Consider the following 15,086-nt stretch of genomic DNA (forward strand, 5'->3'; position numbering starts at 1 on the left):
ACGGGGCTCAGGCGCCCGCGGGCGAGGCCTCGGACTCGACGACGACCGTGCCGTCGATGATCTCCTGCGTGAGGGTCTCGATCTCGCCGCTCAGCTCGGCGGGGACCTCGTCCTCGAAGTCGTGGAAGGGCGCCAGCCCGACGCCGCCGTTCTCGAGGGTGCCGACGTACGGGGTCGCGTCGTACTCGCCCTCCGCGGCGCCGCCGATCACGTCCTCGACGCCGGTGGTCATCTCCTTCATGACGGAGGTGAGGATCGTGGCCTGCGCCTCGGGGTCGGCGGAGTTGGTCTCGTAGCCGTCGGCGTCGACCCAGATCACCTTGCGGTCCTCGCCCTCCTTCGCGGCGGCGAGGGTACCGGCGCCCACGGGGCCGGCGACCGGCATGACGATGTCGGCGCCCGCGCTGTAGAACTCGTCGGAGACGGCCTTGCCCTTGGTCTGGTCCTCGAAGTCGCCCGTGAAGGAGCCCTCCTGGCTCTCCTTGTTCCAGCCGAGGGCCTCGACCTCGGTGCCGTGGGTCTCGTTGTAGTGGGCGACGCCGTCCACGAAGCCGTCCATGAAGATGGTCACGGTGGGGATGTTGACCCCGCCGTAGGTGGCGACCTTGCCGGTCTCGGTCGTGCCCGCGGCGAGGTAGCCGGCGAGGAAGGCGGCCTGGGCGGTGTCGAACTCGAGGGGCTTGACGTTCTCGAGCTCGATCGGGTTCCCGTCGGCGTCCTGCGCGGTCGAGTCGACGATCGCGAAGTCCGTGTCGGGGTTGGCCTGAGCGGCCTTGCCGGTCGCGGGGGCGAGCAGGAAGCCGACCGTGATGATCAGGTCGCAGCCCTCGGTGACCATGTTGTTGATGTTGGGCTCGAAGTCCGAGACGGTGGTCGACTCGGCGGTCTGCTTCTGGATGCCGAGGTCCTTCTCGGCATTGAGCAGGCCGTTGTAGCTGGACTCGTTGAAGGACTTGTCGTCCCAGCCGCCCGCGTCGGAGACCATGCAGGCCTTGTAGTCGCTCGCGGCGCCGCCGCCGGAGGAGTCGCCGCCACCGGCCGTCTCCTCCGGGGCGCCGCCGCAGGCGGCGAGGGTGAGAGCCCCGGCGCCGGCGAGGGCGAGGGCACGCGTGATGCTCTTCATGGATGGTTCCTCCGGTGGGAGTGCGAGGGGCCGGGAGCGCCCCGAGGGTCCGGGCGACGTCGCTGTCGCAGTGCGATTGGACGATAGCCCCGCCGCACGCATCGTGAGCACGACGTGAGCCTCCGCGCGCGAACCGTTATGAAATCGACGCGGAGGTGTCGCGCGGGTGAACGTCCACGCGGAGGCGGGCGGGGCGCCGTCGCCCGGCAGGCGGCCCGTCCGACGGGCTCGGAGCGGCCCTGCCGGCCGACGGGATCAGACGGCCTGCAGGTCCCGCGCGCACGCAGGCGGCGGCGAGCACGCTCGCCCCGATCCCGATCGCGCGCTCGTCGATCATGAGGTCGCCCATGTGGAGGTCGTAGGTGCGCCCGCCGGGGGTGCGGGTGCCGAGGCGGGCGAGCGCCCCGGGCACCTTCTCGAGGTACCAGGCGAAGTCCTCGCCGCCGAGGGACTGGGCGGTGGGGTCGAGGTTCTCCCGGCCGAGCACCCCGCGCACCGCGGCGGCGAGCACCTCGACGCTCGCGGGGCTGTTGGAGACCGGCGGCACCCCGCGGTCGTGGGAGACGCGCGCCTCGACGCCCCAGGGGCGCACGAGATCGGCCAGGACCTCCTCGAGCGGCTCCTCGGCCCGGTCCCAGGCCTCGTGGTCCAGGCGGCGCAGGGTGCCCTCGAGCGTGCCGGCGCTGGGGATCGCATTGAAGGCGGAGCCGGCGTGGATCGAGCCCCAGGTGAGGTTCACGCCGGAGCGCGGGTCCATGCGCCGCGTGAGCGCGGCCGGCGACTGCGTCGCGATCGAGCCGAGCGCGTAGACGAGGTCCTGGGTGAGATGGGGGCGGGAGGTGTGGCCGCCCGCGCCGCGCACCTGGATCCGCACCGGATCGGTGGCGGAGGTGATCGGGCCGGACTTCAGGCCCACGTGGCCGACGTCGACGCCGGGGTCGCAGTGCAGGGCGAGGATCGAGTCGACGCCGTCCAGGACGTCCTGCCCGATCAGCTCGAGCGCGCCGCAGGGGTGCATCTCCTCGGCGGGCTGGAACACCAGGCGCACGCCGCGGCGCGCCGCGCCCTCCTCGGCCACCCGCACCAGCGCGGTCGCCGCGCCGAGCACGGCGCTCATGTGCACGTCGTGGCCGCAGGCGTGGGAGACGCCCTCGACGACGGAGCGGTAGGGGACGGTGCTGAGCTCGGGGATCCCGAGCGCGTCCATGTCCGCCCCGCGACCCCATCAGCTCCAGAGACGGGTCCGCGCCGGGGATGTCGCAGATCAGACCGGTGGCGGCCATGCGTTTCGGCGCGAGCCCGAGCGCGGTGAGTCGCTCGGCGATGAAGTCGGTGGTGGCGTGCTCCTGGTGGGAGAGCTCGGGGTGGCGGTGGAGGTGGCGGCGCACCTCGCGCAGGGCGTCGCCGCGCTCGGCGACGGTGCGGGCGATCAGCCCCTCCGGTCCGAGCATCGCACGCCGCTGCGAGGTCCCGACCAGCGTCTGCTGCGACTGCTCCACGCGTTCGCTCCTGTCCTGTCCTGTCATCGACCGCCCTGTCGGCCGTGCGCCTCCCACGGCGATGCGCGTCCGGCGTCACGGGTCAACGCGCCGGCCCCGCCCCTGCTCGTCGAGCCGGCCGACGAGCCGCTGGAGGGCCTGCGCCTTCTCGTCGGCGAGCACCAGCGGCGCATCCTCGGTGTCGACGATGCTGACGCCCTCGAGCCCGACCAGGGCGATGTGGCGATCCGTGGAACCGTACACCGTGGCGCGGGAGGAGAGCGCATCGACGCTCGCGCTTCCCACCACATGGACCTCGGTGCCGTCCTCGCCGCGGCGCACCTCGCCCTCGCGCTCGCGGAGCTGGCGGGCGAGCGCCGCGAAGTCGCCGACGTCGTCCCAGTCGAACTCCGCCGGGACCACCGCGACCCTCCCCTGCGCGGCGAGCGGCTCGGCGAGGGCGTGGTCGATCGCGATCGCGATCATCGTGGGCCAGACGCGCTCGAGCACCGCCTCCTCCTCGGCGCCGCCGTGCGCGGCCGCGATCTCGCGTGCGCCGGCGGCGAGGGCGGGGATCTGGACGGCGAGCTCGTCGAGCGGCACCGAGGCGCGCACCACGAACATGCCGGCGTTCCAGCGCAGTCCCGCGGCGACGAAGGCCTCGGCCCGCTCGCGGTCGGGCTTCTCGACGAAGCGCACGACGGGCTCCGCGCCGACGGCGCGCAGGCGCGCGGAGAGCGCGGGGTCCGCTCCCCGTCGCCCGCGGACTCGATGTAGCCGAAGCCGGTCGACGGCGAGGTGGGGGCGATGCCGAGGGTGACGAGGAGGCCGAGCTCGGCGGCGTCCCGCGCGGCGGTGACGGCGCGGGCGAAGGCGGCCCCGTCCTCGATGAGGTGGTCGGCGGCGAAGGAGCCGATCACGGCGTCCGGCGACTCGCGCTCCACGTGCGCGGCCGCGAGCGCGATCGCAGGCATGGAGTTGCGGGCCGAGGGCTCTGCGAGGACATGCACGTCCCCGTCGAGCCGCTCGCGCACCGCTGCGGCGTGGGCGCGGCCGGTGACGACGATCGGGGGCCGGTCCGCTAGGGGCGCGAGGCGGTCGACGGTGAGCTGGAGCAGGGAGCGGCCCTGCCCGGTGAGGTCCAGCAGGAACTTCGGGCGGGCGCGGCGTGAGAGCGGCCACAGTCTGGTGCCGGAGCCTCCTGCGGGCACCACGGGAACGAAGGGTGCTTCGGGCATGAACCCAGCGTATCCAGCCTCCGACGGGCCCCTTCGGACCGTCCGCCGACGCGGCCGGGGCGGACCTGCCTGCCCCCTGCCTGGTGCTACGCTGAACCTGCCCCTGTCGGGGGCGATGATGATGTCGCCGTGTCGCGAAACGGCCGCCCGAGGGCGCCGAGCGCTGCAACGGCCGCGGGGACCTCGGTCCCCGAGGTCCCGCGCCGCGCGCCGCGGAGCACCGTCGAGCTCCCGGCGACATATCGACGCTTCTGGAGGAACTCCGTGGCTTCCGCCCAATCCGGGACGCTCTATCGCGGACGCGAGGGCATGTGGTCCTGGGTCGCCCACCGCATCTCAGGAATGGCGATCTTCCTGTTCCTGCTCGTGCACGTCCTGGACACCGCGCTCGTGCGCGTCTCGCCCGAGGCGTACAACGAGGTCATCGGCCACTACAAGACGGTCGTCTTCGGCCTCGGCGAGGTCGGCCTGGTCGGCGCCGTGCTCTTCCACGCGCTCAACGGCCTGCGCATCATCCTCGTGGACTTCTGGTCCAAGGGGACCGTGCACCAGCGCAAGCTCTTCTGGGGCGTCGTGATCGTGTGGGCCGTCCTGATGGCCGGCTTCCTCCCCCGCCACCTCATGCACATGTTCGGAGCGTGATCCCCATGTCGACCTCCACCACCTCGATCCCGGATCCCTCCACCCGCTACCGCCGCACCGGGCGGCGCGGCCTGAACGCCGAGATGCTCTCGTGGATGTTCATGCGCGGCTCCGGCGCGCCGCTGGTCATCCTCGTCTTCGGCCACCTCTTCGTGAACCTGTGGCTCGGCGACGGCGTCAAGGGCATCGACTTCGCCTTCGTCGGCGGCAAGTGGTCCTCCCCTTCTGGCAGGTCTGGGACCTGCTGATGCTGTGGCTGGGCCTCATCCACGGCGGCAACGGCGTGCGCACGATCATCAACGACTACGCCCGCGGCGACCGCACCCGCATGGTCCTCAAGGCCCTGCTGTACTTCGCGGTCGTCGTCACGATCGTGCTGGGCACGCTGGTGATCTTCACCTTCGATCCCTGCCCCGTCGGCGCCGAGCCGAGCCTGCTGCCCTCCTTCTGCGAGGGCTGACGCCCCCGGGGCGGCCGGACCCCCGGCCGCCCCTCCCTCCTCACGCACTTCACGGTCTTCCCGGAACGGAGCTGTCACCCGACATGCAGACCCATAACTACGATGTGGTGATCGTCGGCGCCGGCGGCGCCGGGATGCGCGCGGCGCTGGAGTCCTCCAAGCGCGCCCGCACCGCGGTCGTCACCAAGCTCTATCCCACGCGCTCCCACACCGGCGCGGCGCAGGGCGGCATGTGCGCGGCTCTCGCCAACGTCGAGGAGGACAACTGGGAGTGGCACACCTACGACACCGTCAAGGGCGGCGACTACCTGGTGGACCAGGACGCCGCCGAGGTCATGGCCAAGGAGGCCATCGACGCGGTGCTCGACCTGGAGAAGATGGGCCTGCCCTTCAACCGCACCCCGGAGGGGCGCATCGACCAGCGCCGCTTCGGCGGGCACACCCGTGAGCACGGCGAGGCGCCCGTGCGCCGCGCCTGCTACGCCGCGGACCGCACCGGCCACATGATCCTCCAGACCCTCTACCAGAACTGCGTGAAGCAAAGAGGTGGAGTTCTTCAACGAGTACTACGTGCTCGATGTGCTGATGACCGGCGATCCCCGCTCTGACGAGGGGGTGCGCGCCTCCGGCGTGGTCACCTACGAGCTCGCCACCGGCGAGATCCACGTCTTCCGCGCGAAGTCGGTCGTGTTCGCCTCCGGCGGCTTCGGCAAGATCTTCAAGACCACCTCGAACGCCCACACCCTCACCGGTGACGGCCCCGCGATGGCGTTCCGCCGCGGCATCCCGCTGGAGGACATGGAGTTCTTCCAGTTCCACCCGACGGGCCTGGCGGGCCTCGGCATCCTGCTGTCGGAGGCGGCGCGCGGCGAGGGCGGCATCCTGCGCAACAGCGATATGGAGCGCTTCATGGAGCGCTACGCCCCGACGCTGAAGGACCTCGCCCCCGTGACGTGGTCGCCCGCGCGATGGCGAACGAGGTGCGCGAGGGCCGCGGCGCCGGCCCGAACAAGGACTACGTCTACCTCGACCTCACCCACCTCGAGCCCGCGCACATCGACGCGAAGCTCCCGGACATCACCGAGTTCGCGCGCACCTACCTGGGCGTGGAGCCGTACACCGAGCCGGTGCCGGTCTTCCCGACCGCGCACTACGGCATGGGCGGCATCCCCACGAACATCCGCGGCGAGGTCCTCGCCAACGCGACCGACGTGATCCCCGGCCTGTACGCCGCCGGCGAGACCGCGTGCGTGTCCGTGCACGGCGGCAACCGCCTGGGCACCAACTCGCTGCTGGACATCAACGTCTTCGGGCGCCGCGCCGGCATCGCCGCCGCGGAGCACGCCGCGGAGGTCGACCTGCCCGAGTCGCCCGAGGGCGTGGAGACCCCGACCGTCGAGCCGCTCGAGCGCCTGCGCGACCGGCCCGCGACCGAGGACCGCATCGCGAACATCCGCACCGATCTGCAGGAGCTGATGGACGCCAACGTCCAGGTGTTCCGCACCGAGGAGACCTGCCGCACGGCGCTGGCCGGCATCAAGGACCTCAAGAAGCGCTACGAGACGGTCGCGATCCAGGACAAGGGCCGCCGCTACAACCTGGACCTGATGGAGGCGGTGGAGCTCGGCTTCCTGCTCGACCTGGCCGAGATCGTGGCGCTCGGCGCGCTCAACCGCAAGGAGTCCCGCGGCGGCCACTTCCGCGAGGACTTCGAGAAGCGCGACGACGTCAACTACCTCGAGCACACCATGGCCTACCGCACCCTGCCGGGTGAGGAGGGCGTCGAGGGCACCCCGATCCGTCTGGGCACCAAGCCCGTCGTGATCACCCGCTACGAGCCGAAGGAGCGCACGTTCTGATGACTGCCGTCGCCGAGAAGCCCCAGGCCGAGCCCGATGCCGGTGCGGTCCCCTCGTTCGAGGTGACGCGCGCATCGCACGCTTCACCCCCGAGGACGACAAGGGCGTCCACTGGGAGGACTTCACCGTCACGATGCACGGCACCGACCGTGTGCTCGACGCCCTGCACGAGATCAAGTGGCACGTGGACGGCTCGCTGACCTTCCGCCGCTCGTGCGCCCACGGCGTCTGCGGCTCGGACGCGATGCGGATCAACGGCCGCAACCGTCTGGCCTGCAAGACGCTCCTGAAGGACCTCGACATCTCGAAGCCGATCACGGTCGAGCCGATCAAGGGCCTGCCGGTGGAGAAGGACCTCATCGTGGACATGGAGCCGTTCTTCGACTCCTACAAGGAGGTCATGCCGTTCCTGGTCGCGGGCGGTCAGGAGCCCAGCCGCGAGCGGTCGCAGTCCGCGGAGCGCCGCGAGCGCTTCGACGACACCACCAAGTGCATCCTCTGCGCCGCGTGCACCTCGTCCTGCCCCGTGTTCTGGACCGACGGGCAGTACTTCGGCCCGGCCGCGATCGTGAACGCCCACCGCTTCATCTTCGACTCGCGCGACGACGCGGGCGAGCAGCGCCTGGAGATCCTGAACTCCAAGGAGGGCGTGTGGCGGCCGCCGCACCACCTTCAACTGCACCGAGGCGTGCCCGCGCGGCATCCAGGTGACCAAGGCGATCGCCGAGGTGAAGCAGGCCGTGATCCGCGGCCGCGTCTGATCCCGCGCTCAGCATGACGACAGGGGCTCCTCCGCCGCGGCGGAGGAGCCCCTGTCGTCATCGGGGCGGTCAGCCGCGGGCGGCGAGCACCTCGCGCGACCTGGCGGCGAAGGCGGCGGGGTCGCCCGGATGGGACGGGTCGCCGACGGCGAAGCCGCCGTGGTCACCTGGGAAGACGAGCGGCTCGGTGCCGAGCGCCTCGGCGAGGGCGCGCGTGGTGCGGGCGGTGATCGCCTCCCCGTCTGCTCCCCCGTGGCGAGGACCAGACGGTCCCCCGCGGAGTGCGCGCCTCGAGATCGGGCTGGTAGGAGGTCACGGGCGCGCTCGTCCCGGACAGCAGCGGGTCCTCCCGTGTGCCGTCGTCCTGGACGGGCAGGCCGAACCGGGCGGGATTGGGCAGGGGCTGGGCGAAGAACTCCTCGGTGAACTCGCCCTGCCACATGCTCATGGCGAGGAAGGCGGCGAGCCCCGCGCCCCAGCCGCGCTCCTGATAGGCACGGCCGACGGCATCGTTCGCGCGCTCGGCGAGCTCCGCATCGGGCAGGACGCCCATGATGGGCGGCTCGTGGGCGACGACCTGGCTGACGTCCTCGGGATGCGCCGCGAGCAGGGCGAGCGCGGCGACGGCGCCGCCGCCGCTGGCGAACATCTGCACCGGTGCGCCGAGATCCGTGATCAGGGCGTGGAGGTCCTCCGCCTGCAGGGACGGGTCGTTCAGGGCGCGCCGTCGCTGCGGGTGCTCCGGCCGAGTCCGCGCGGGTCGTAGGCGACGACGGTGCGGTCCGGGAGCTCGGCGATCAGGTCGGCGAAGCCGTCGGCGGTCATGGGCTGGCCGATGACCAGCGACACCTCGCCGCCGTCGGCCGGGGGCGCGGGCCGTGCACGTCGTGGACGATCTCGGCGTCGGGCAGGGACAGGGTGCGGGTGTCCATGGGCACAGCGTAGGACCGTGCCCGGACGAGCAGAAGGGCGATCGGCGACAGGTTCGGCCCGCGGCCCGCGGTGCCGTCCGCGCCTGCGCGCGGTCTCGAGCGCGGGGCGGCCCGGGTGCCGTCGGCCGGGAGAGGGAGGCCGCGCCGACGGCGCCCGGTGCGGGCTCAGGAGTAGGTGACCACCAGCGGTGCGTGGTCGGACCAGCGGGTGTCGTAGCTGGGGGCGCGATCCACCTGCGCGGCGGTCGCCTTCTCGCCGAGCGCCGGGGTGGTCAGCTGGTAGTCGATGCGCCAGCCGGAGTCGTTGTCGAAGGCCTTGCCGCGCTGGGACCACCAGGTGTAGGGGCCGGGCACGTCGCCGGCGAGGCGGCGCTGGACGTCCACCCAGTCGCCCTCGACCAGCAGGCGGTCGAGATAGGCGCGCTCCTCGGGCAGGAAGCCGGCGGACTTCAGGTTGCCCTTCCAGTTCTTGATGTCGTTGTTGGCATGGGCGATGTTGAGGTCTCCGGTGAGGACCACGTGACGGCCGTCGGCGCGCGGCGCGTCCAGGCGCTCCATCGCCACGTCGAGGAAGGCGTACTTGTCGGTCATGGTCTGCGGCTTCTCGGTGTTGCCGGAGTGCATGTAGCAGGAGATGACGGTGAGGCCGGTGCCGTCGCCGAGCGGGTCCTCGAGGTCGGCCTCGAGCCAGCGGCCGGTGTGGGTGGGCTCGGTCAGGCCCGGCAGGCCGCGGCGGACGCCCTCGAGGTCGATGCTCGCCAGCGAGGTGCGGGCGGCGATCGCGACGCCGTTGCGGCCCTTGAGCTCGGAGGCCTCGCCGACGATGGTCCAGTCCTCCCCCACCAGATCGGCGAGCGGCTCCTCCGGCGCCCGCACCTCCTGCAGGGTGATGACGTCGGCCGCGGTGGTCGCGAGCCAGTCGGCCATCCCCTTGCGGGCCGCGGCCCGCAGGCCGTTGACGTTGACGGTGGCGAGGGTGAAAGTCATGCCGACCAGTATGTCAGCGGGGCCGGACGGCCGCGACGCGGGGACGACTGGGCGGGCGGCTCTGCCCGCCTCGCCGGGGTCTCAGGCCTCGATGCCGGCGGCGTGCTCGGCCGCCTCGACGACGTTGTTGACCAGCAGCGCGCGGGTCATGGGGCCGACACCGCCGGGGTTGGGGCTGATCCACGAGGCGACCTCGGCGACGGCCGGGTCCACGTCGCCCACGAGCTTCGCCTTCCCGCCCTCGGGGTCCTCCTGGCGGGAGACGCCGACGTCGAGCACGATCGCGCCGGGCTTGACGTCCTCGGGCCGGACCAGGTGGGCGACGCCCGCGGCGGCGACGATCACGTCGGCGCGGCGCAGGTGCGCGGGGAGGTCCGTCGTGCCGGTGTGGGTGAGGGTGACGGTCGCATTGATGGCGCGGCGGGTCATCAGCGCGCCGATCGAGCGGCCGACGGTGACGCCGCGGCCGATCACGACCACGTCCTTGCCCTTGAGGTCGAGGTCGTGCCGCATGAGCAGCTCGATCACGGCCCGGGGCGTGCAGGGCAGCGGGGTGCGGATGGGCGAGTAGGCGTTGAGGACCAGGCGTCCGAGGTTCGTGGGGTGGAGGCCGTCGGCGTCCTTGGCGGGCTCGATCCGCTCGAGGATCGCGTCGGTGTCGATGTGCTTCGGCGCCGGCGGCTGGACGATGTAGCCGGTGCAGGCGGGGTCGGCGTTGAGCTCGTCGACGACCGCCTCGACCTCCTCCTGGGTGGCGTCGGCCGGGAGGTGCTTCTGGATCGAGTTCAGGCCGATCTGCTCGCTGTCGCGGTGCTTGCCGCGCACATAGGCCGCGCCGCCCGGATCATCGCCGACCAGCACGGTCGCGAGCCCGGGACGCGGGTGACCGGCATCGACCAGACGGGTCACGCGCTCGGCGAGCTCCTGCTTGATCGCCTTCGCGGTGGCCTTGCCGTCGAGGATCTGGGCGGTCATGGCGCTCTCCTTCGATGAGGGGTCTCGGTGAGGTGGTCGGTGGGGTGGGCCCGGGAGGCCCGCCCGAGGGAACCGGTGCCCCGGTCGGGGCGGTCCCGCCCCGGGCACCGGCGGGCTGATGCGGGACGGGCGGGGTGCGGGCACCGCGGCCTCCGGACCCCGCCCGCGGGGATCAGTACTGCTGCGGCTCGGGGTAGAGCGGCTTGGACTCGGCGAGCTTCGCGGTGCGGGCCCTGAGCGACTCGACGTCGGCCCCGCCGGTCAGCGCCAGCGCGATCACGTCGGCGACCTCGGTGAACTCCGCCGCGCCGAAGCCGCGGGTGGCGAGCGCCGGGGTGCCGATGCGCAGGCCCGAGGTGACCCGCGGCGGGCGCGGGTCGTTGGGGACCGCGTTGCGGTTCACGGTGATGCCGGCCTCGTGCAGGCGGTCCTCCGCCTGCTGGCCGTCCAGCTCGGAGTCGACGAGGTCCACGAGCACCAGGTGCACGTCGGTGCCGCCGGAGATGACCTTGACGCCTGCCGCCTTGGTGTCCTCCTGCTGGAGGCGGTCGGCGAGGATCTGCGCACCCTCGAGGGTGCGGGCCTGGCGGTCCTTGAAGTCCTCCGAGGCGGCGATCTTCAGTGCCACGGCCTTCGCGGCGACGACGTGCATGAGCGGGCCGCCCTGCTGGCCGGGGAACACTGCCGAGTCGATCTTCTTCGCCCACTTCTCCTTGCACAGGATCATGCCGGAGCGAGGGCCGCCGATGGTCTTGTGGATGGTGGTGGAGACGACATCCGCGTAGGGCACGGGGCTGGGGTGCAGGCCCGCCGCGACGAGGCCCGCGAAGTGCGCCATGTCGACCCACAGCGCGGCCCCGACCTCGTCGGCGATCTCGCGGAAGCGGGGGAAGTCGAGCTGGCGCGTGTAGGCGGACCAGCCTGCGACGATGACCTTGGGCCGCTCGGCGATCGCGAGCTCGCGCACCTTGTCCATGTCGATCAGGCCCGTGCCCGGCTCGGTCTCGTACGCGACGATGTCGTAGAGACGGCCGGAGAAGTTGATCTTCATGCCGTGGGTGAGGTGGCCGCCGTGGGCGAGCGAGAGGCCCATGAGCTTGTCGCCCGGGCGGGCGAGGGCGTGCATCACCGCGGCGTTCGCGGTCGCGCCCGAGTGCGGCTGGACGTTCGCGTGCTCGGCACCGAACAGGGCCTTCGCGCGGTCGATCGCGATCTGCTCCGCGACGTCGACCTCCTCGCAGCCTCCGTAGTAGCGCTTGCCGGGGTAGCCCTCGGCGTACTTGTTGGTCAGGACCGAGCCCTGCACCTGCAGGACCGAGCGGGGGACGAAGTTCTCCGACGCGATCATCTCGAGCGTGCCCTGCTGTCGGGCCAGCTCGCGGTCGAGCACCTGGGCGATCTCGGGATCGATGTCGGCGACAGACTTGTCGAGGACGTTCACGTGGCCTCCTGTGGGGGTCTGAGGGGGCGGCGAGCGACCGTCGCTTCCATCCTAGGCCGGGAGCCGCGGCGGGGCCGCCTCCATCCAGGGATCGGCGCCCGTCCCGTGCGGAACGGACGCCGAGCGGTCTCCTCCCCGCTCAGAGGTCCAGGCCGAGGCGCACAGGTTCCGGCTCCAGACGGATCCCGTAGCGCTCCTCGACCCGCTGCTGGACGTCGTGGGCGAGGGCGACGAGGTCCTCGCTGGAGGCGCCGCCGCGGTTGGTCAGCGCGAGGGAGTGCTTGGTGGAGACCGAGGCCCGCTCCCCCACCGCATGGCCGCGCTCGATCCCGGAGTGGCTGATGAGCCAGGCGGCGCTGGTCTTCACCCTGCCCTCGCCCGCGTCGTAGCGCGGCGCCTGCTCGGGCAGGGCCGCGGCGTCCTCCGCGGAGAGGATCGGGTTGGTGAAGAAGGAGCCGGCGCTCCAGGTGTCGTGATCGGCGGCGTCCAGGACCATGCCCTTGCCGCCGCGCACGCGCAAGACCGCCTCGCGCACCCGGCTCATCGGCACCCGGTCCCCCACCTCGACGCCGAGCTCCGCGGCGAGCGCGCGTAGCGGATCGGGGCGGAGAGGGAGCCGAGCGTGTGCTGGAAGGTCACCGAGAGCACCACGTAGCGGCCGGTCGCCGACGGGACGGGTCCGCTGTACCGGGTGCGCTTGAAGACGCTGTCGCGATAGGCGAAGCCGCAGTCGGCGGCGAAGAAGGTGCGCACGGCCCCCTTCTCGCGGTCCCAGGTGCGCACGCGGGAGATCGTCGAGGCGACCTCCTGGCCGTAGGCGCCGACGTTCTGGATCGGAGTCGCGCCGACGGTGCCGGGGATGCCGGAGAGCGCCTCGATGCCGACCATCTCGCGGGCGATCGCATAGCGCACGGCCCGGTCCCAGTTCACGCCCGCGAAGTACTCGGCGATCGCCCCTCCGCAGGTGGGGTCCAGCGGGGTGAGCTCGGCCGGGTCCACGGGGATGCCGTCGGGCTCGCCGGAAGCGCCGACCTCGCAGGTCGCATCCAGCAGCGGCGGGTCCTCGGGGTCGCGCAGCAGCACCACGGTGCCCTCGAAGGGCTCGTCGGAGGCGACGAGGTTCGAGCCGCCGCCGAGGACGAGCAGCGGCTCCCCGCCTCGTCCGCGGCGGAGACCGCGGCGATCACCTCGTCGGCGGTGCGGGCCTCGACGAGGTTCCGGATCTCCCCACCGATGCGGAGGGTGGTCAGGTCGGCGAGCCTCATGCCGCTCCTGCCGCGTCGGCCTCGACGTCCTGCGTGCGGCGCGGCGGCGCGAGGGTCGCGCGGGCGCGCCCCAGCACCTTCTCCCCGTCGACGACGGCGGCGAGGTCGACGCGAGCGGTGCCCGCGGACTCGTCGATCGCGCCGACGGTCGCGACGACTTCGAGCGCCACCTCGCCGGTGGCGGGCACGGGCACCATGCCGGTGAATCGGGTGGAGTAGGCGGTGATCAGGGTCGGGTCGCCGACGGCCTCGAGCAGGCCGGTGATGGCCGTGCCCATGGTGAGCATGCCGTGGGCGATGACGCCGGGCGACCCGGCCTGCTCGGCGACGACGTCGTTGTAGTGGATCGGGTTGAAGTCGCCGGAGGCACCGGCGTAGCGGACCAGCGCGTCGCGGTCGAGCGTGTGGGCGGTGCGGGAGAGCTCGTCGCCGACGGACAGCGCGGCGAGGTCGAGCGGGCGGGCGTCGGGGGTGGGGCTGGTGGTCATCGGTGCTCCTGGTGTGGCGTCTGCGGCAGGGCCGCGAGGGGCGAGGGCGTCGGGGCGCCGCGGGGGAGGCGGCGAGCTCAGTCCCCGCGCACGACGAGCATGCCGCGCACGGCGGCGACCTCGGCGCCGTCCTCGTCGGCGAGGTCGACACAGGTGGTGACCATGGCGTGCCCTCCGGCGGCGCGGACCGACTCGACGGTGAGGGTCGGCACGAGGCGGTCGCCGGCGACGACGGGACGGTGCAGGGTGAAGGACTCCTCGCCGTGGACCACGCGGGAGAAGTCGATGCCGGCGGCGGGGTCCTCGACGTACTGCGCCTCGGTGGCCTGGGCGAGGGAGACGAGGAACGTGGGCGGCGCCACGACGTCGGCGTGCCCGGCGGCGCGGGCGGCCTCGGGATCGGTGTGCGCTGGCGAGGGGGCGCCGGTGGCGCGGGCGAACTCGACGATCTTCGCGGCCGAGACGGTGTGCACGGGGCCCGCCGGGTAGGTGCGGCCGGCGAAGGCAGGATCGGGGCTGGTGGTCACTGTGTCTCCCGAGGTCGGGTCGGCGCGGGGCCGACGGATGCGGTCTCCCCGATCATCTCACCGCCCCCGCTCCCCTGCGGTCCGGCCCGCGCGAGGCACGGGGGCCGGACATGACGAAGGCCACCCGGCGCGCCGGGTGGCCTTCGTGGATGCCGCGGCGGGACCGCTCAGCGGGTCTCGCGGTGCGCCGTCTGCTTGCCGCAGGTCGGGCAGAACTTCGAGAGCTCCAGTCGATCCGGGGTGTTGCGACGGTTCTTCTTGGTGATGTAGTTGCGCGCCTTGCATTCGACACACGCCATGGTGATCTTGGGACGCACGTCAGAGCTCTTGCTCGCCACGGTTCGCCTCTTTCGTCCGGGTGACGCACCCGGCGGTGCGCCTCGTGGGTCCCCGTGCTCGGGGGATGTGGAATCTGCACTCCGGTGGGGACCGGTGTGGTACCGAGGGCGGGGATCGAACCCGCGACCTCACGATTATGAGTCGTGCGCTCTAACCGTCTGAGCTACCCCGGCGTGACCGATGAAACGGCCCGATCTCGAATGAGACCGGGCCGCCGCATCCATCAGAGCCCTGAAAGGGAATCGAACCCTTGACCTTCTCCTTACCATGGAGACGCTCTGCCGACTGAGCTATCAGGGCAACCCGGTGAACCTTACCCGCCTCGTTGCCCGTAGGCAATTCGAGGGGCGGCCCCCGTGCTTCGGATCACAGGGATCCTCCGCGTGGCAGATGAGGGATTCGAACCCCCGTAGGCAATGCCAGCTGATTTACAGTCAGCTCCCTTTGGCCGCTCGGGTAATCTGCCGCAACCCTCTCCCGCCACCCGCCGGACTCTCGTCCTGCGGCCGCCGGAAGCGGACTCGGAACAGCATAGCGGGGTCCCGGCCGCGGCGCGAACCCAGAAGGGGTC

11 protein-coding genes, 3 tRNA genes and 5 pseudogenes are annotated in these 15,086 nt (G+C 72.3%); 4 read left to right on the plus strand and 15 right to left on the minus strand.

Annotated features, from left to right (window positions below):
* Positions 1-7: 7 nt before the first annotated feature.
* The 4 genes and pseudogenes from WKH84_RS06420 to WKH84_RS06435 all read right to left on the minus strand — a co-directional run.
* Positions 8-1,123, minus strand: a complete 1,116-nt coding sequence (locus tag WKH84_RS06420; protein ID WP_341856041.1) for a BMP family ABC transporter substrate-binding protein — start codon at positions 1,121-1,123, stop codon at positions 8-10.
* A gap of 136 nt (positions 1,124-1,259) precedes the next feature.
* Complete coding sequence (locus tag WKH84_RS06425; RefSeq protein ID WP_341856042.1) at positions 1,260-2,330, minus strand: amidohydrolase; 1,071 nt, start codon at positions 2,328-2,330, stop codon at positions 1,260-1,262.
* A 367-nt stretch (positions 2,331-2,697) separates the two neighbouring features.
* The gene (locus tag WKH84_RS06430) at positions 2,698-3,300 is read right to left on the minus strand and encodes a sugar phosphate nucleotidyltransferase (RefSeq protein ID WP_341856043.1); all 603 of its coding nucleotides are present in this window, start codon (positions 3,298-3,300) and stop codon (positions 2,698-2,700) included.
* A 116-nt stretch (positions 3,301-3,416) separates the two neighbouring features.
* Positions 3,417-3,839: pseudogene (locus WKH84_RS06435) on the minus strand (sugar phosphate nucleotidyltransferase); the annotation flags it as partial.
* A gap of 264 nt (positions 3,840-4,103) precedes the next feature.
* Here WKH84_RS06435 and sdhC point away from each other — a divergent pair.
* The 4 genes and pseudogenes from sdhC (at position 4,104) to WKH84_RS06455 (ending at position 7,561) form a co-directional block, all read left to right on the plus strand.
* Positions 4,104-4,481 (plus strand): succinate dehydrogenase, cytochrome b556 subunit, encoded by a 378-nt coding sequence (gene sdhC / locus WKH84_RS06440; RefSeq protein ID WP_010549860.1) that lies wholly within the window; start codon positions 4,104-4,106, stop codon positions 4,479-4,481.
* A 5-nt stretch (positions 4,482-4,486) separates the two neighbouring features.
* Positions 4,487-4,941, plus strand: a pseudogene (locus WKH84_RS06445) (succinate dehydrogenase hydrophobic membrane anchor subunit).
* Between the two features lie 83 nt (positions 4,942-5,024).
* Positions 5,025-6,800 (plus strand): annotated as a pseudogene (sdhA, locus tag WKH84_RS06450) (succinate dehydrogenase flavoprotein subunit).
* Positions 6,800-7,561 (plus strand): annotated as a pseudogene (locus WKH84_RS06455) (succinate dehydrogenase iron-sulfur subunit). Before sdhA ends, WKH84_RS06455 begins: the two co-directional pseudogenes overlap by 1 nt.
* Before the next feature lie 163 nt (positions 7,562-7,724).
* Here the strand turns inward: WKH84_RS06455 and WKH84_RS06460 are convergent.
* From WKH84_RS06460 to WKH84_RS06510, 11 genes and pseudogenes are all read right to left on the minus strand, one after another.
* Complete coding sequence (locus tag WKH84_RS06460; protein WP_341856044.1) at positions 7,725-8,216, minus strand: hypothetical protein; 492 nt, start codon at positions 8,214-8,216, stop codon at positions 7,725-7,727.
* Positions 8,217-8,658: 442 nt separating this feature from the next.
* Positions 8,659-9,480, minus strand: coding sequence for an exodeoxyribonuclease III (locus WKH84_RS06465; protein ID WP_341856045.1), 822 nt, complete (start codon positions 9,478-9,480; stop codon positions 8,659-8,661).
* 81 nt (positions 9,481-9,561) lie between these two features.
* Positions 9,562-10,455 (minus strand): bifunctional methylenetetrahydrofolate dehydrogenase/methenyltetrahydrofolate cyclohydrolase, encoded by an 894-nt coding sequence (locus tag WKH84_RS06470; RefSeq protein WP_341856046.1) that lies wholly within the window; start codon positions 10,453-10,455, stop codon positions 9,562-9,564.
* 172 nt (positions 10,456-10,627) lie between these two features.
* Complete coding sequence (glyA, locus tag WKH84_RS06475) at positions 10,628-11,896, minus strand: serine hydroxymethyltransferase (protein WP_341856047.1); 1,269 nt, start codon at positions 11,894-11,896, stop codon at positions 10,628-10,630.
* A 139-nt stretch (positions 11,897-12,035) separates the two neighbouring features.
* Positions 12,036-13,161 (minus strand): annotated as a pseudogene (locus WKH84_RS06480) (UDP-N-acetylmuramate dehydrogenase).
* Entirely contained in the window at positions 13,158-13,649 is a 492-nt protein-coding gene (locus WKH84_RS06485) for a MaoC/PaaZ C-terminal domain-containing protein (RefSeq protein ID WP_341856048.1), read from the minus strand. The pseudogene WKH84_RS06480 and the gene WKH84_RS06485 overlap by 4 nt, the downstream one beginning before the upstream one ends.
* 77 nt (positions 13,650-13,726) lie before the next feature.
* Positions 13,727-14,176 (minus strand): MaoC family dehydratase N-terminal domain-containing protein, encoded by a 450-nt coding sequence (locus WKH84_RS06490; RefSeq protein WP_341856049.1) that lies wholly within the window; start codon positions 14,174-14,176, stop codon positions 13,727-13,729.
* Positions 14,177-14,343: 167 nt separating this feature from the next.
* On the minus strand, positions 14,344-14,514 hold the full coding sequence (gene rpmG / locus WKH84_RS06495; RefSeq protein WP_308738694.1) for a 50S ribosomal protein L33: 171 nt from the start codon (positions 14,512-14,514) through the stop codon (positions 14,344-14,346).
* 97 nt (positions 14,515-14,611) lie between these two features.
* Positions 14,612-14,688, minus strand: a tRNA-Met gene (locus tag WKH84_RS06500).
* Positions 14,689-14,742: 54 nt separating this feature from the next.
* Positions 14,743-14,815, minus strand: a tRNA-Thr gene (locus WKH84_RS06505).
* Between the two features lie 84 nt (positions 14,816-14,899).
* Positions 14,900-14,981, minus strand: a tRNA-Tyr gene (locus tag WKH84_RS06510).
* Between the last annotated feature and the right edge of the window lie 105 nt (positions 14,982-15,086).

The sequence above is a fragment of the Brachybacterium sp. GPGPB12 genome (assembly GCF_038396325.1).
GTDB classification, from domain to species: Bacteria; Actinomycetota; Actinomycetes; order Actinomycetales; family Dermabacteraceae; genus Brachybacterium; species Brachybacterium conglomeratum.

Coding starts and splice junctions, on each gene's coding strand:
- WKH84_RS06425 (WP_341856042.1), bottom strand. CDS start 2,330: ATGGACGCGCTCGGGATCCCCGAGCTCAGCACCGTCCCCTACCGCTCC.
- WKH84_RS06470 (WP_341856046.1), bottom strand. CDS start 10,455: ATGACCGCCCAGATCCTCGACGGCAAGGCCACCGCGAAGGCGATCAAG.
- WKH84_RS06465 (WP_341856045.1), bottom strand. CDS start 9,480: ATGACTTTCACCCTCGCCACCGTCAACGTCAACGGCCTGCGGGCCGCG.
- WKH84_RS06485 (WP_341856048.1), bottom strand. CDS start 13,649: ATGACCACCAGCCCCACCCCCGACGCCCGCCCGCTCGACCTCGCCGCG.
- WKH84_RS06420 (WP_341856041.1), bottom strand. CDS start 1,123: ATGAAGAGCATCACGCGTGCCCTCGCCCTCGCCGGCGCCGGGGCTCTC.